Annotated in this window: 13 protein-coding genes; 9 read left to right on the forward strand and 4 right to left on the reverse strand. The window is 55.0% G+C overall.

From position 1 onward, the window contains the following. Window positions 1–185: 185 nt before the first annotated feature. Genes HEQ34_RS03010 through HEQ34_RS03020 form a run of 3 tightly spaced genes read left to right on the forward strand, consistent with a single transcriptional unit; the run spans window position 186 to window position 1848 of the window. Window positions 186–899: a pirin family protein gene (locus tag HEQ34_RS03010; RefSeq protein ID WP_296197189.1), complete on the forward strand. Its 714-nt coding sequence runs from the start codon at window positions 186–188 to the stop codon at window positions 897–899. Between the two features lie 52 nt (window positions 900–951). Next, on the forward strand, window positions 952–1353 hold the full coding sequence (gene arfB, locus HEQ34_RS03015) for an alternative ribosome rescue aminoacyl-tRNA hydrolase ArfB (protein WP_296197627.1): 402 nt from the start codon (window positions 952–954) through the stop codon (window positions 1351–1353). Between the two features lie 12 nt (window positions 1354–1365). Beyond that, window positions 1366–1848, forward strand: coding sequence for a GAF domain-containing protein (locus HEQ34_RS03020; RefSeq protein ID WP_296197191.1), 483 nt, complete (start codon window positions 1366–1368; stop codon window positions 1846–1848). A 52-nt stretch (window positions 1849–1900) separates the two neighbouring features. Here the strand turns inward: HEQ34_RS03020 and HEQ34_RS03025 are convergent, their stop codons facing one another. Both HEQ34_RS03025 and HEQ34_RS03030 read right to left on the reverse strand, forming a co-directional pair. Further along, window positions 1901–2662, reverse strand: a complete 762-nt coding sequence (locus HEQ34_RS03025) for an arginyltransferase (RefSeq protein ID WP_296197192.1) — start codon at window positions 2660–2662, stop codon at window positions 1901–1903. Window positions 2663–2767: 105 nt separating this feature from the next. After that, window positions 2768–3988, reverse strand: coding sequence for a threonine ammonia-lyase (locus HEQ34_RS03030; protein ID WP_296197195.1), 1221 nt, complete (start codon window positions 3986–3988; stop codon window positions 2768–2770). Between the two features lie 55 nt (window positions 3989–4043). Between HEQ34_RS03030 and HEQ34_RS03035 the strand changes: the two genes are divergently transcribed. From HEQ34_RS03035 to HEQ34_RS03050, 4 genes are all read left to right on the forward strand, one after another. Continuing rightward, complete coding sequence (locus HEQ34_RS03035; protein WP_296197198.1) at window positions 4044–4913, forward strand: NAD(P)-dependent oxidoreductase; 870 nt, start codon at window positions 4044–4046, stop codon at window positions 4911–4913. Next, window positions 4910–6685: an amidohydrolase gene (locus HEQ34_RS03040; RefSeq protein ID WP_296197199.1), complete on the forward strand. Its 1776-nt coding sequence runs from the start codon at window positions 4910–4912 to the stop codon at window positions 6683–6685. Before HEQ34_RS03035 ends, HEQ34_RS03040 begins: the two co-directional genes overlap by 4 nt. Continuing rightward, entirely contained in the window at window positions 6685–7701 is a 1017-nt protein-coding gene (locus HEQ34_RS03045; RefSeq protein ID WP_296197203.1) for an NADP-dependent oxidoreductase, read from the forward strand. The genes HEQ34_RS03040 and HEQ34_RS03045 overlap by 1 nt, the downstream gene beginning before the upstream one ends. Before the next feature lie 198 nt (window positions 7702–7899). Then, entirely contained in the window at window positions 7900–10644 is a 2745-nt protein-coding gene (locus HEQ34_RS03050; protein WP_296197206.1) for a TonB-dependent receptor, read from the forward strand. 173 nt (window positions 10645–10817) lie between these two features. On the opposite strand, the gene HEQ34_RS03055 is transcribed toward HEQ34_RS03050, so the two are convergent. Continuing rightward, a complete protein-coding gene (locus HEQ34_RS03055) occupies window positions 10818–12203 on the reverse strand; it encodes a DEAD/DEAH box helicase (RefSeq protein WP_296197629.1) in 1386 nt (461 codons plus the stop codon). A 115-nt stretch (window positions 12204–12318) separates the two neighbouring features. Continuing rightward, window positions 12319–12822, reverse strand: a complete 504-nt coding sequence (locus HEQ34_RS03060) for a hypothetical protein (protein WP_296197208.1) — start codon at window positions 12820–12822, stop codon at window positions 12319–12321. A 90-nt stretch (window positions 12823–12912) separates the two neighbouring features. On the opposite strand from HEQ34_RS03060, the gene HEQ34_RS03065 reads away from it, so the two are divergent. Further along, complete coding sequence (locus HEQ34_RS03065; protein ID WP_296197210.1) at window positions 12913–14352, forward strand: FAD-binding oxidoreductase; 1440 nt, start codon at window positions 12913–12915, stop codon at window positions 14350–14352. Between the two features lie 66 nt (window positions 14353–14418). Further along, window positions 14419–15198, forward strand: coding sequence for a SapC family protein (locus HEQ34_RS03070; protein ID WP_296197213.1), 780 nt, complete (start codon window positions 14419–14421; stop codon window positions 15196–15198). Window positions 15199–15232: the final 34 nt, after the last annotated feature.

Here is a 15232-nt window from a genome sequence, read left to right on the forward strand (position 1 = left end):
CCCTATGAATCACCGATCCTACAAAAAGGGAATCCCCTAAATTACAAATCTGCCAAAGTAGTGCTAGGGTCAGGACCACTTAAACCCATCTTCGCGGTTTGAGGCCATTTTGACGCCGCGAAGGTGGATTTAAGTGGCCTTGACCCTAAGCACATCAAAAACACCCTGCTAAAGGCGTTCGTGACATGACCGACATAAAGACCAAGTTTGAAATTCGTCCTTTTGAAACGCTCGGTGCGGCGAACCTTGGCTGGCTTGACGCACATCACCATTTTTCATTCGGCAGTTATCACGACGCTGCACGGATGGACTGGGGTGCAATCCGCGTGTGGAATGATGACGTGATTGCGCCGCAGTCGGGCTTTCCTCCCCATCCGCATGCCGATATGGAAATCATCACTTATGTCCGCACTGGCGCGATTACGCACAAGGACAGTCTTGGCAATGAAGGTCGCACGGCGGCGGGCGATGTGCAGGTCATGAGCGCGGGCAGCGGTATCCGGCATGCCGAATATAATCTGGAGAATGAACCAACCACGCTTTTCCAGATATGGATCATACCCAACCGAACCGGCGGCGCGCCAAGCTGGGGCGCAAAGCCATTTCCCAAGGGTGAAAGGTCGGGCGCATGGCAAATCCTTGCCAGCGGCTTTGACGAAGATAATGACGCCCTGCCCATCCGCACCGACGCCCGCGTGCTCGGCGCGACCATCAAAGCGGGCGACAGCCTGGAATATGCTGTCGGCGCAAAGCGGCATGCCTATATGGTGGCGGCAACCGGCGCGATTGAAATCGACGGGCAGCGCGCGAATGCCCGCGACGGTGTGGCAATCGGCGAAGGTAAGGTCATGATCACGGCCATGGAAGACGCCGAAATCGTTCTGGTAGACTCGCGTTAATCCATGCGTGTGATATTGGCAAAATGTGGCGATGGCTGTTACAGCCGTCATTATGGCCTTTGACCTTCCCGAAGAATATCTTGAAGAAACCTTCTTGGCCTCCACCGGGCCGGGCGGGCAGAATGTCAACAAGGTCGCCACCGCCTGTCAATTGCGTGTCGATGTCTATGCGCTGGGTCTGCAACCTTATGCCTTCCGTCAGTTAAAAATCCTCGCGGGTAGCAAGATGACGATATCGGGTGAACTGATTGTCACAGCCCGCAGTCACCGCACGCGGGAGGCCAACCGCCAGGATGCCCGTGCGCGTGTGATCGATCTGATCGACCGCGCACATATCCGCCAACCCCGCCGCGTCGCCACCAAACCAAGCAAAGCCGCCAAGGCACGGCGGGTTGATGCCAAAAAGGGCCGATCCACGATCAAGAAAAACCGTGGCAAGGTCAGTTTCGATTGAGAAGGCAAGAAAATGTACACGTTTGAAATTGATACCACAGTACCTAAATCCGAAGTGTACGCAGAAATGGTCCGCTCTGCCGATGCGTTGACCAGCGGTGAGCCTGATGCCGTCGCCAATATGGCGAATATCGCCGCCTTGCTTTGGGAATATCTGCCGGACGTAAACTGGACGGGTTTCTACCGCGTGGTCGATGGCGAACTTGTCCTTGGGCCCTTTCAGGGCAAGGCAGCCTGCATTCGGATACCCTTTGGCAAAGGTGTATGTGGGACCGCGGCGCAATCGGGCGAGACGCAGTTGGTGGAAGACGTCCACGACTTCCCCGGCCATATTGCCTGCGATGCCAATAGCGCGTCGGAACTGGTGGTGCCTGTGAGGCGTAATGGCACAGTTATCGCGGTGATTGACCTCGACAGCCCAACACTGAACCGCTTTGATGCCGAAGACGCAAAGGGTGTTGAGCTGCTTGCACGAATGATTGCGGACAGAATTTGACGGCACCTCTCAATGCCTTCGTCCTGATACTGTTTGGTTGAACGGCGCAGCCTCACGGCCGGTTCAATAGCACTTCAGTATCGGGATCGAAACATTCCCACCCATCAGGCCCAAGGCGCTCCAACGGCCTATAGCGGGTCTTATAATGCATCCGTTCCGCACCATTCACCCAATATCCCAAATAGACATAAGGAAGCCCTGCGGCCTTTGCGCGCAAAATATGGTCCATGATGATGAAGTTGCCAAGACCAGATCGGCCCGCAATCTCGGGATTGTAAAAGCTGTAGATCATCGACATGCCGTCGCTCTGCTGATCGGTCAGGCACGCGCCGACCAATTCGCCAATCCGGCCGAATCGGGGCGAAGTCCGGTATTCAATAACTTGGCTGCGCACGGGCGATTGTTCGACCATGTCCGCATAATCCATATCATCCATATTCGCCATGCCACCGTCGGGATGGCGGGACGAAAGATAACGGCTTAAAAGGTCATATTGCTCGGTCGTTGACCAAGGGCGGCAGGCGCTAACAACCAGATCGGCGTTGCGCCGCAAAATTCGGCGCTGTGTGGCGTTAGGCCGGAATTCGTCCGTGCGCACGCGCACCGATACGCAGGCCTTACATTCCGGGCAACTTGGCCGGTAAGCGACATTCTGACTGCGGCGAAAACCAATACGACCAAGCGCTTCGTTCAGTTCATCGGCATGGTTGCCGTTGAGCTCGGTAAAGACTTTCCGTTCGGTTCTGCCCGGTAGATAAGGACAAGGGCCAGGGCTGGTTACAAAAAATCGCGGAAAACGGACTGGTGCGCTCATATTCTCTCCGCTGGGCAGCCTTGGCCTTTAATCTATTATTTACCTTTTATGCACACCTCAACCAATGCTGGAAAGCGTATTTACCATCTTTCTTGCGATGCGTGATTATTTGTTCAGCTCTACCCGCTCGACCTTGTAGCCAGCAACATTCAAACCATCAACAAGTCCTTGTAATTGATTGGCATCCCGCGCTTCGCATTCAATGTCGGTGATCAACCCCTTGGCTGGCAGGGTCGTAAAAATCCGCTGATGGTAAATTTCGATGATGTTGATGTTATGCTCGTTGAACAAACGCATCACCTTGTACAGCGCGCCGGGGCGGTCCTGAAGGGTCAAACGCAAACGCGCCAAACGACCGGACCGCGCAAGGTCACGCAAAAGGACGTTTGCTAACAACCGCGTATCGATATTACCGCCGCACAAGACGACACCAACATTCTTGCCTGAAAATTTCTCAGGATAGGCCATCACCGCAGCAAGGCCCGCCGCACCGGCACCTTCGGCAACGGTCTTTTCAATCTGCAGCAGTAGGCTGACCGCAGTTTCCAATTCCGCCTCATTCACAAGTACAATTTCGTCGACCAGTTCGCGGATGACTTCGCTGGTGAATGTGCCGGGTATTTTGACCGCTATGCCTTCCGCCAAAGTGTCGCCTTCGCATGGCATCTGCAGATTATTCAGCAAAGCATACATGGATGGGTAAAGCTCGGCTTGAACGCCGATGAGGCCGATATCGGGCTTCAACGCGCGCGCGGCCGTCCCCATGCCAGATAGCAAGCCGCCGCCGCCAATAGGTACTACCAACATATCAAGGGACGGGATGCTCTCGAGCATTTCAAGCGCAACAGTGCCCTGCCCTGCGGCAACATTGGGGTCATCAAAAGGATGCACAAAGGTCAACCCCTGCTCGGCCTCAAGCTGCCGTGCATGTTTGTAGGCGTCGTCAAAAGTCTCACCAAACAGCACAACTTTGCCGCCAACACTCTCAGTCTGCATGACCTTAACCGTTGGCGTTGGCACTGGCATGACGATGGTCACTGGAATGCCAAGGCGGGTACCATGATAGCTCAGCCCCTGCGCATGGTTCCCCGCCGACGCCGCGATCACGCCCTTGTTGCGTTGTTCTTCCGAAAGCAGAAGGATCGCGTTCAGCGCGCCGCGCTCCTTATAGGCTGCCGTAAACTGCAAGTTTTCAAACTTCAGGTAAATATTTGCGCCCGTCAGCTTCGACAAAGTCTGGCTGTGCAGGGTCGGTGTTGCCACGATGGAATCGCGAATACGGTCATGGGCGGCGCGGACATGGTCCAGGGTCAATAAGTCAGACATATAAAAGGCCCTAACGCATCTGGTGTTAACTGAAAACAGACATTAAGACCAAATAATGACCAGAATAGCTTTTATCGGATTGGGCGTCATGGGCGGCCCGATGGCACGGCATCTCAAACAGGCGGGGCATGATTTGACGGTGTATAACCGTTCGCGTGCCAAGGCCGAAAAATGGGCCGAAGCTTATGGCGGCACGCTTGCCACCTCGCCAGCAGACGCGGCCAAAGACGCCGAGGTCGTCATTAGCTGTGTCGGCACGGATGACGACCTGTCGGGCGTGACGCTTGGCCGCGACGGGGCATTCTCGGCGATGACCAAGGGCAGCCTGTATATTGACCATACAACGGTTTCCGCACGGATTGCGCGGCAGCTCGGCGTGGAGGCGAAATCACGGGGGTTATTGATCGTCGACGCGCCCGTGACCGGCGGGCAGGCGGGCGCAGAGAACGGCACCTTGTCCATCATGTGTGGCGGGACCGAATCTTCTGTTGCGGCAGCTTCACTTATTATCGCGGCTTACTCCAAACGTATCGTACATGTAGGCGGTCCCGGCACGGGTCAGATCACGAAAATGTGCAATCAAATCGCCTTTGCTGGCGTTATACAATCCTTGTCGGAGGCGCTGCGTTTTGCGCAGTCCGCTGAACTGGACGTTGAAAAGGTATATGAAGCCATTTCCGGCGGCGCGGCGCAAAGCTGGCAAATGGATAATCGCTGGGCGACGATGGCAGAGGATAAGTTCGATTTCGGCTTTGCGGTCGATTGGATGCGCAAGGACCTTGGATTAGCATTCGAAGAAGCCCGCGCGGTCGGCGCGACTTTACCCATCACTGCAATAATTGATCAGTTTTACGCCGATGTGCAGCATATGGGCGGGGGTAGGCTAGATACCAGTGCGATTGTGAAAAGATTGCCTAAAGGATGAAAAAACCCGCATTATCCATGGCGTTCGGTCGTAAAGCTCCATCCTCGTTCCAAGCCCCGTTTGTGTCAAACAAGACATGGCTATTTCTGAAATTATGCGCGATCGCCCTGTTCGCGAGCACTGCCGCATCGCCCGCATGCGCCGATGGGCTTGTCGAAAACGTTAACGGCATCACGCTCGACGAGGATGGCAAGGTCATCCGCTTTAACGCCATGCTGGTGGGTAGCGACGGTAAGGTGACGGAGCTGCTCACCAAAAAGGATAAGCTTCCCAAGCAACTCGATTTCCGCTTGGACGGACGCGGCGCGACATTGTTACCCGGTCTGATTGATGCGCATGGCCATGTCATGGGCCTTGGCTTCCAATTGCTGACTCTCGACCTTTCTGCGACCAACAGCCTTTCCGAGGCACAAGCCGCGATCAAGGCCTATGCCGCAAAATATCCCGAACGCCGCTGGATTATTGGTCGCGGTTGGAACCAGGAAAAATGGGGCCTTGGTCGTTTCCCGACGGCCCAAGACCTTGATGCCGCCGTCAGCGACCGTCCCGTCTGGCTTGAGCGGGTCGATGGCCATGCGGGCTGGGCAAACAGTCGCGCCATGGACATCGCTGGCGTAAATGCGACAACAAAATCTCCGCCAGGTGGGCGTATCGAACTTATCAGCGGAAAGCCAACCGGCATATTTGTTGACGCCGCAGCGGTTCTGGTTGGCAAATTTGTGCCCGCACCCAAGCCGCTAGAACGCGATATTGCCTTGGGAGAGGCGCAGAAGAAACTCCATAGCTTAGGCATCACCGCCATTGCCGACATGGGCACAACTATGGACGATTGGCAAAGCTATCGCCGCGCAGGCGATGCTGGCTGGTTGACGTTGCGGATCTTCGCATATGCTGGCGGCATCGACAATATGGTCGCCATTGCCGGTCCGCGGCCAAGCCCATGGCTGTATAATGACAAGCTCCGGCTTGGCGGGGTGAAGCTATATCTCGATGGCGCCTTGGGCAGCCGAGGGGCGTGGTTGAAAAAACCTTATGCTGATGCACCGGGCCAGACAGGCCTCCAATTTCTCGCCAGCGCGGAAATTCGCAACCTGATGGTCCGCGCATCCATGGATGGCTTCCAGACCGCCGTTCATGCCATTGGCGACGCCGCCAATGCGGAAGTCATCAGCGCGATTGAGGAATTGTCCGAAACCTACAAGGGTGATCAACGCTGGCGGATTGAACATGTCCAAATCGTTGATCCCGCCGATCTGCAAAAGCTTGGAAAATATGGCATCATTTCCTCGATGCAGCCGGTGCACCAGACATCCGACCGGCTTATGGCTGAAGCACGGCTTGGGCCAGAACGGCTGAACGGTGCCTATGCGTGGCAGTCGATTGCACGCGCCGGGGGCAAACTCGCTTTTGGTTCCGACGTGCCGGTGGAATCGGCGGATCCCTTTGCTGGCCTTGCCGCCGCGATAACGCGCGAAGATGCCGAAGGCCAACCCTTTGGCGGCTGGCGGCCAGAAGAGCGCGTGTCACGCGAACAGGCGCTTGCCGGTTTTACGACAGGCGCGGCCTATGCTGCTTTTGCAGAGGGCAAATTTGGTTCGCTGACGCCAGGGCATTATGCCGACTTCATCTTAATAGATGTCGACCCTTTGCTTGCAAGCCTCCGAGAATTGCGTCATGCAACCGTCAAGGAAACGTGGGTGGGCGGACGGCCTGTCTATAAAAATGCTGCAGCAAATGCTGCAGACGAAAAAATGAACGGAGAGAAACGATAATGCGCGCATGGACATTGGCTAGCCGCCCAGTTGGGCTTCCGAACAACAGCAATTTTGCCATTGTTGAACATCCCGACGCGCCCCTTGGCGCGGATGAGTTTCGGGTAACCAATGGCTGGCTGTCGGTCGATCCCTATATGCGTGGACGCATGAACGATGCAAAAAGCTATGCCGACCCGTTCATGTTGGGCGAACCCATGACTGGCGGCGCAGTTGGCACTGTGACCGAAAGCAACAATGCCGATTTTCCCGTTGGCGCAAAGGTGCTGCACATGGCGGGCTGGCGTGACACAGTCGTCTTTGGCGGCGGCAAAACGCCTCCTGCCGGAATGCCGCCGGTGAAACTGCCTGACCTTGGCGTGCCAGACCAACATTGGTTAAGCATCATCGGCATGCCCGGCGGCACCGCATGGTTCGGCCTGCTTAAAGTTGCTGAAGCCAAGGCTGGCGAAGTGATCTTCGTGTCGGCTGCGGCCGGCGCCGTAGGCTCCACAGTGACCCAAATTGCCAAAGCCAAGGGCATGAAAGTCATTGGCTCGGCCGGTGGTGCCGACAAATGCGCGTGGGTAAAAGAACTGGGTGCGGACGCCGTGATTGACTATAAATCCGGCAAGGTGCTTCCGCAGTTAATGACTGCGCTAAAGGATATGGGCGAAACCGGTATTGACGTGTATTTCGACAATGTTGGCGGCGAACATTTTGACGCCGCGCTTGCCACATCAAAGGAATGGGCGCGCTTCGCCATTTGCGGCATGATTGATGTCTACAACGACTTCAAGGCGCAACCTATGCAGTATCTACCGATGATCATTGGCAAAAGGATCATGATTAAAGGCTTCCTCTACCCTGATTTCTACGCCCAAGTACCAGAGTTTAATGCGGACATGTCGGCCCTCATTCAATCGGGCGCTGTGAAAGGCCGCGAGACCGTGAAGGACGGTCTGGAAAAAACCCCTGAAGCTTTCATCGGACTGTTCAGCGGCGAAAACACCGGCAAAATGCTCGTTAAGCTCTAACGCAAAATGCTGCGCAGCATTTTGTGTATGGCGCGCGAGAACTGTAATCCAAAACGCACGGTTTCCGCGACGTCAAAGCCACTAATGTTGCAATTTTGACGCACAATAATAATTTAATGATTTTTGCGGTTAACGCCAATGACATTCGTGCGCCCTTTCGCTAAATTGTCACAAAATGTGTCAATTAGGAGAGAAAATATGTTGCGACGTGACAAATCCCTCAACCGTGCATTGAGACTATCCGCCGCCTGCCTCGCACTTGCCGTGCCCGGCATGGCATTCGCACAAGAAGCGCCTCAAGCCGAAGAAAATGCCGACGCAGAAATTGTTGTGACGGCGCAAGGCCGTAGCCAGCTGCTTTCCGACGTTCCTGTCGCGATTTCTGCTGTTAACGCCGAAACGCTGCAAAACAGTGGCGCGAATGACATTCGTCAGCTTAACCAAGTCGCGCCATCTTTGCTGGTGTCCTCAACCGGAACAGAAGCTAATGGCTCGGCCCGTATTCGCGGAATTGGCACCGTGGGCGATAACCCCGGCCTTGAAAGCTCGGTTCCCGTGTTCATCGATGGCGTTTACCGTTCGCGTTCGGGCATTGGCCTGAACGAACTTGGCGAGATTGACCGCGTCGAAGTGCAACGCGGCCCACAAGGCACGTTGGGTGGACGAAACTCTTCGGCTGGTCTGATCAGCATCTATTCGAAAAAGCCAAGCTTCACCTTCGGTGGCAGCGGCGAGCTGACCTACGGCAATTATGACTTCATGCGCGCCGCGACAAGCTTTACTGGCCCGATTTCGGAGCAATTGGCATTCCGTGTTGACGGCGTGTATGTAAAGCGGGACGGTTTCTATCGCGATGACCAAAATGGCCGCGACGTCAATAACCGCGACCGTTACTTCCTACGTGGGCAATTGTTGTTTGAACCCACTGACGCGCTGTCGATCCGTCTAATTGGTGACTACACCTTCCGCACAGAAGAATGCTGCGCGGCAACTTATGTTGATCGGACCGTCAATCAATTTATTGGCGACCTCAACAATCCAAGCACGACGGGCGTAGCTTCAACAGCATCATCCAACAACATCATCAACGTGTTGCGCGACTTGGGTCAGCCATTGGCAGCGTTCAACCAGGGCTTCGGACGCAATGTGTCGGTTAGTCCGAACCGCGTGTTCAGCGGCGAGACCAAGGATTACGGTTTCTCCGGCCAGATCGATTATGACTTTGGCGGCGCAACTTTGACCTCGATCACCGCGTACCGCCAGTATCGTTCGGGTCAGGCGTCTGACACCGATTATGGCGAAGTCGACATCCTCTATCGCGCACCAAGCGACGATGCCTATCGTCAGTTCCACACCTTCACGCAGGAACTGCGTCTGCAAGGTGAGGCATTTGACGGCAAGCTTGACTGGTTGGTCGGCGGCTTCTTTGCCAATGAAAAATTGACGGTGCGCGACAATCTGCGCTTCGGTAACCAATATGGCCGCTTTGCAAATTGCCGCATTGTTTCCGGTGGCAGCCTAGCTTCGGGTTATCTGCCGTCTGGCCAGGCATGTCTCAGCGCGCCCGTTCGCGGCGCCATTGCCGGAGGATTTACCGCGCTTGGTGCTGGTGGTCCTGCTATCCTTGCAGGGCTTGACCGTCTCGACACTATGAACAACGTCGGCACGACCAATGACCGGTATTTCCAGAACGGAACGAACTGGGCTGTGTTTACGCATAACATCGTGCACATCACCGATACTGTCGATCTAACTCTTGGCCTTCGCTATACCAAGGACAAGAAGAAATTTGATGCAACCTTCGGTAACGACAATACGGTCTGCACCGCAAATCAGGCGGCACTTGGACCGCTGCTTGCAGGGCCTCTTGGCGCAACGGCAGGCGGCATAATTGGCCTTTCCTGTCAGGGCAACTCGACCGCTGAACTCAACGGCGTTTCGATCCGTGATAACCGCAACGAAGATCAAATCACCGGGACTGCCATCCTCTCTTGGAAGCCTATCGATGATCTTCTGCTCTACACGAGCTTTGCACGCGGATATAAAGCAGGCGGTTTCAACCTTGACCGGTCGGCCCTGAAATCGCCAGTTCCAACCTTTGCTTCGGTTGGCGGTGCGCAGGCTTTGGTCGGCAATCTCCAGTTCGATCCAGAACTGGTGGACAGCTACGAACTGGGTGCGAAATTCTCAAATGGTCCATTTGGCCTAAGCGTTTCGGCATTCCGTTCGGACTTCAGCAGCTTCCAGCTGAATACCTTCAACGGCACTGTCTTCCTCGTTCAGAATGTCAACGGTTGTGATAACCTTGTTGGCGGCTCAAACGCGGACACAGACCTTAGCAATACAACCGGCAGCTGCGCCAAGGCCGACATCACTTATGGTGTTCGCACGCAAGGCCTTGAGCTTGAAGCATCGCTCACGCCTGCACGCAACTTCCGCATGGCGGCGGGTCTGACCTATGCCAAGACGACCTATCGGGATGACCTGATTGGGACGAAGAACGGCGCGCCGTTGGATCTCGCACTGCGCAAATTGCCGGGCGACAATCTATCGAACGCACCTGAACTCGTTGCCACCTCCAGCGTCACATGGACGCCGGACATTGGCAGCAATGGCATGAGCGGCCTTGTCTACATCGACGGTCGCATGACCAGCGATTACAACACCGGGTCCGACCTGTTCGCACAGAAAGAGCAAGATGGTTTCGCGGTATTCAACGCGCGTATCGGTCTGCGCGGTCCTGACGAAGCCTGGGGCATTGAGCTTTGGGGCCAAAATATCTTCAATCAGGATTATGCGCAGGTCGCATTCAACTCGCCATTCCAGGCGGGCCAAAGTTCAGCACCATTTGTGGATCCACAATATCCCGGTGGCCGCCAGATCTTCTCGCAGTTCCTTGCCGAACCGCGGACCTATGGCATCACATTGCGCGGCAAGTTCTAGGAACTTCGCTCACTTAAATGGAAAAGGGCTCGCAGCGATGCGGGCCCTTTTTTTGAGGATTGAAGGCTAAGTGTCTGTTCTTGGAATCTATCCTCATCCTGAACTTGTTTCAGAATGACGATAGAAATATCATATTGAAAAAACGCGCCTAATCGCGCCGTATGCGGTGCAGCTTAACTACCGAAACCCACGCTCAGGAAACCCGGCATCGGCCCATTCCAGCCATCGTCGCCTGCATCTGCCCCATTCGACTGGTCTGGCTTAGCGACTTCAGCCTTAGGCGCTGACTTCTCACGCGCTGGTTTGGCGACAGCTTTCTCACGCACTGGCTCTGGCGCTTCGGCTGCTGCCTCAGGCGTGTCAGACCGCGTTTCCTTGGCCTTAGCCGAAGGTGTTCGGCGCCCCCGCTTTGCAGGCGCGCGTTCTTCGCCCTCGACGGGTGCTTCTATTTTGCCCAGACGCGCAATCTTATTGCCGATCAGCTTTTCAATGCTTTCAATCGCTTCTTCGTCGGCCTTTGTGACAAATGTAAATGCCTTGCCCTTCGCGCCGGCACGGCCCGTGCGGCCAATGCGGTGAATATAGTCATCGGGATGCCATGGCGCATCGAAGTTAAACACATGGCTAACACCCTTAACGTCAAGCCCGCGTGCCGCGACGTCGGATGCCACGAGCAAGTCAATGTCGCCATTCTTGAACGCTTCCAACTGCTTCTGACGCGACGCCTGGTCAATGTCACCGTGAATTTCGCCAGACCGAAGGCCGTGCCGTTGAAGGCTTGTGTTCAATTCGCGTACAGTCGTCTTGCGATTACAGAAGATTATCGCGTTCGACACTTTTTCGGTCCGCAACAGGTCGCGCAAAACCTCACGCTTTTTCATAGGCGACACGTTGACCAAAAACTGTTCGATATTGACGTTCGCCGTCGCCGGACGTGCCACTTCGATATATTTGGGGTTCGACAGGAACTTGTCCGCCAGCTTTTTAATGGGTGGCGGCATCGTTGCCGAAAATAACAAAGTCTGGCGCGTTGTTGGCAGTTTTGTGCAGATATGTTCAATATCGGGAATAAAGCCCATGTCGAGCATACGGTCCGCCTCGTCGATGACGAGCATTTCGCAGCCAGTCAGCAAAATCTTGCCGCGTTCGAACAAGTCCATCAACCGGCCGGGGGTAGCAATCAAAACGTCAACGCCCTTTTCAAGCGCCTTGACCTGGTCCCCCATTTGTACGCCACCAATCAGAAGCGCCATCGACAGCTTATGATATTGGCCGTATTTTTCAAAATTCTCTGCAACTTGCGCGGCCAGTTCGCGTGTTGGCTCCAATATCAGGCTGCGCGGCATCCGCGCGCGCGCGCGGCCATTGGCCAGCACGTCAATCATCGGGAGAACGAAGCTTGCCGTCTTGCCCGTCCCTGTTTGGGCAATAGCGATGATGTCGCGCATCATCTGGACTTGCGGAATAGCTGCAGCCTGAATTGGGGTTGGCGTGTCATAGCCAGCCTCGCTCAAGGCTCTCAACAATTCGTCAGACAGGCCGATATCGGCAAAACGCATATGGTGTTCCGGAAAAAAATGGCGCAGCGCCACCAGAAACAAATTCTCAGGGACGAGCGTGGCCATTGGTCGCTACCGCAAGAAATGTCAAGATACATGCCCGATGGAACGGACGCTAGCGCGGGATCAGCAACCTGAATTTATCGATATCGCATTTGGCGCCGGTGCGTGCATGCAAAAGATCGCGATTGACGCATAATTTGCCGTCATACGACCGTTCCATATAGGTGCCGGCGTAAAATTCGCGGGCAAGGCAGCCGTCACCCAAATATGCACGAATCAGAATGCCGTCGCGCGTCACCAAATCCAGACTGCGGTCAGGACCAGGGCGCGAACCGCCAAGCCTGTTGACCCAAAGGCATTTGCCGATCTTTTTTTCTTTATATTTGATCTTGCCAACGGACTGTCGCTGCGCACCCGCCGTTACTGGCTCTGAACCCGGGGCAGGAAATCGAACAATGACACTTTGGTCAATACGCACCTGATTAAAGTGGGTCTTTAACCCCAACAAGGGCATGAACGAACTATCGATCGCGGCAACCTTAAAGTGCGCAAAAGCCTTATGCGACAATGTTGTCCATGCGACCGCAAAAAGGAAGATTGCCAATAGTACGCGCAAGAAACATTCCGGTATGAAGTTGAAGTTCGGATCGCTTTACCCGATAGGGTTGAACCTACCATGAATTGCAAGCTAGGGCCGTCGCGGACAATGGAAAAAACTGTGCCAGATGTAAAGATTTTATCGAAATTTCGCGCCATATTGGGACCGAAGGGCTATGCGGACGAAACCGACGTGATTGCGCCTTGGCTGACCGACTGGCGCGGCCGATTTACAGGCGCAGCCCCTGCCCTGCTTTCGCCAGCCAATACGCACGAAGTTGCCGCGGTGGTGAGGCTAGCGGCCAAGCACCGGATTTCTCTGGTTCCGCAAGGCGGTAATAGCGGGATGGTCGCTGGCGCAACGCCGGATAAGAGCGGTCAGCAGCTAATCCTGTCTTTGCGGCGCATGAACAACATAACCACGATGGACGCGGAAGATGGGCTAATATGCTGTGATGCGGGTGTTATTCTACAGAATTTGCACGAAGCCGCAGCGGCGATTGGACGCCGCTTTCCGCTGACCTTGGGCGGAAAGGGCTCTGCCACCGTCGGCGGGTTGATTTCAACCAATGCCGGCGGAACTCAGGTACTCCGCCACGGCACCATGCGGATGCTCGTGGCCGGCCTTGAGGCGGTCTTGCCCGATGGTTCCATCTACGACGCAATGGCCCCGTTGAAAAAAGACAATCGCGGCTATGATCTGAAACAACTGCTGATTGGTGCAGAGGGGACGATTGGTATCGTCACCAAGGCAGTCTTACACACGGTCCCGGCCCTGATAGATCGCTGCGTCGTGTGGGCCGGTGTTGACAGCCCTGCCCAAGCATATGACTTGCTATTGTTCATGCAGCGGCACGGCCGGGAACGCTTGGAAGGCTTCGAAATCCTGCCACAGCGCGCGCTGAATGCCGTGACAACCCATATCGCCGGAACCCGGCCGCCCTTGGATACCACGCATGGCTGGCACGCGCTGATGGAATTTGTGCAGGATGATCCAGGGCAGACGCCCCCCGGCGAACTGGCCACGCACCTGTTGGAAAAGGCCGTGCATGAAAATCTACTGGGCAACGCAACCATTGCGAGTAGCGACGCGCAAGCCGAAGCATTCTGGAAAATCCGCGATTCCATTGCAGAGGCTGAGCGCGCGGAGGGGCCTGCGCTTCAACATGATATCAGCGTCCCCGTGTCGGCGATGGCCCGTTTCATAGAGGATGAATCCCCTGTGATTGAAAGCACCTATCCCGGCACCAAAACGCTTGCCTTTGGGCATTTGGGCGACGGCAATATCCATTTTCATGTCAAGGCCCCGGCCGGAATGGATATGACATCCTGGTATGAAGGAGACGGCAAAGCAATCACGTCGCATGTCTACGACCGCGTGCGCGCGTATGGCGGTTCGCTGTCCGCCGAACATGGTATTGGACAGGCCAAAATCGCCGAGTTCGAACGTCTAGCAGAGCCCGCGCGGCTTGCCGCATTGCGGGCCATTAAAAATGCGCTTGATCCGCTGGGAATTATGAACCCGGGCAAGCTTGTTCCTCTTGCGTAAACCCGGCTGTCCGCTTAAACGGCGCCTTCAAAATTTCTTTATTAAAATTCAACGATGGAGTTACATATGGCCACCGCGCCCCAAGCCGCCAACCTCCCGCTTTTGTACAACGACCTGGTGCCGTTGAGCAGCAACGATCATGTGACGTGGAAGTCACGCATGCTCGAAAACGCTAAATTTCTTGAGGGCCAACATGCCATTCCGTTGACGATTGAAGAATTTGTGCCTGCGTCGCGCACCTATCCAATCATCTTCTCCGCATCGGAAAACCCCGTACCGCTCGTCTTAATGGGCATGAATGAAGGCGTGAACACTTTCATGAACGAAGAAGGGCACTTTGATCGCCCCGTTTACATCCCTGCATATGTCCGTCGCTATCCGTTCCTGCTGGCGAAACTGCGCCCGGACACCGAAGAATTGTCGTTGTGCTTTGACCCAACGTCCGGTGCAGTTGGCGAATTTGAAGAAGGCTTGCCTTTGTTTGAAGACGGCAAGCCAAGCGATAATACAAAAGCGATTTTGAAATTCTGCGAAGACTTTGAAAATGCTGGTGCGCAAACGCACGCCTTTGTTGAGGAAATCAAAAAGCTCGACCTTCTCATGGATGGTGAAGTATCCATTCAGCAAGAAGGCCAGGAGCAGCCCTTCATCTATCGTGGTTTTAAGATGATAGATGAAGACAAATTGCGCAAGCTTCGTGGCGATGCCGTTCGCAAGTTGAACCAAAATGGTATTCTTGCGCTGATCCATGCACATTTATTCTCTTTGCAATTAATGCGGGAAATCTTTGCAGTTCAGGTCGCTCAAGGTAAGGTACCGCAAGTGACGGAACTGCCTTCGAACTAAGCCAATCGATCGCTTCATGCCGTCAAGCGACCTA

Origin of the sequence: Sphingorhabdus sp. (assembly GCF_023910635.1) — a bacterium.
In the GTDB taxonomy this organism is placed as follows: Bacteria; Pseudomonadota; Alphaproteobacteria; order Sphingomonadales; family Sphingomonadaceae; genus Sphingorhabdus_B.

Coding starts and splice junctions, on each gene's coding strand:
- HEQ34_RS03010 (WP_296197189.1), top strand. CDS start 186: ATGACCGACATAAAGACCAAGTTTGAAATTCGTCCTTTTGAAACGCTC.
- arfB (WP_296197627.1), top strand. CDS start 952: ATGGCCTTTGACCTTCCCGAAGAATATCTTGAAGAAACCTTCTTGGCC.
- HEQ34_RS03020 (WP_296197191.1), top strand. CDS start 1,366: ATGTACACGTTTGAAATTGATACCACAGTACCTAAATCCGAAGTGTAC.
- HEQ34_RS03025 (WP_296197192.1), bottom strand. CDS start 2,662: ATGAGCGCACCAGTCCGTTTTCCGCGATTTTTTGTAACCAGCCCTGGC.
- HEQ34_RS03030 (WP_296197195.1), bottom strand. CDS start 3,988: ATGTCTGACTTATTGACCCTGGACCATGTCCGCGCCGCCCATGACCGT.
- HEQ34_RS03035 (WP_296197198.1), top strand. CDS start 4,044: ATGACCAGAATAGCTTTTATCGGATTGGGCGTCATGGGCGGCCCGATG.
- HEQ34_RS03040 (WP_296197199.1), top strand. CDS start 4,910: ATGAAAAAACCCGCATTATCCATGGCGTTCGGTCGTAAAGCTCCATCC.
- HEQ34_RS03045 (WP_296197203.1), top strand. CDS start 6,685: ATGCGCGCATGGACATTGGCTAGCCGCCCAGTTGGGCTTCCGAACAAC.
- HEQ34_RS03050 (WP_296197206.1), top strand. CDS start 7,900: ATGTTGCGACGTGACAAATCCCTCAACCGTGCATTGAGACTATCCGCC.
- HEQ34_RS03055 (WP_296197629.1), bottom strand. CDS start 12,203: ATGCGTTTTGCCGATATCGGCCTGTCTGACGAATTGTTGAGAGCCTTG.
- HEQ34_RS03065 (WP_296197210.1), top strand. CDS start 12,913: ATGGAAAAAACTGTGCCAGATGTAAAGATTTTATCGAAATTTCGCGCC.
- HEQ34_RS03070 (WP_296197213.1), top strand. CDS start 14,419: ATGGCCACCGCGCCCCAAGCCGCCAACCTCCCGCTTTTGTACAACGAC.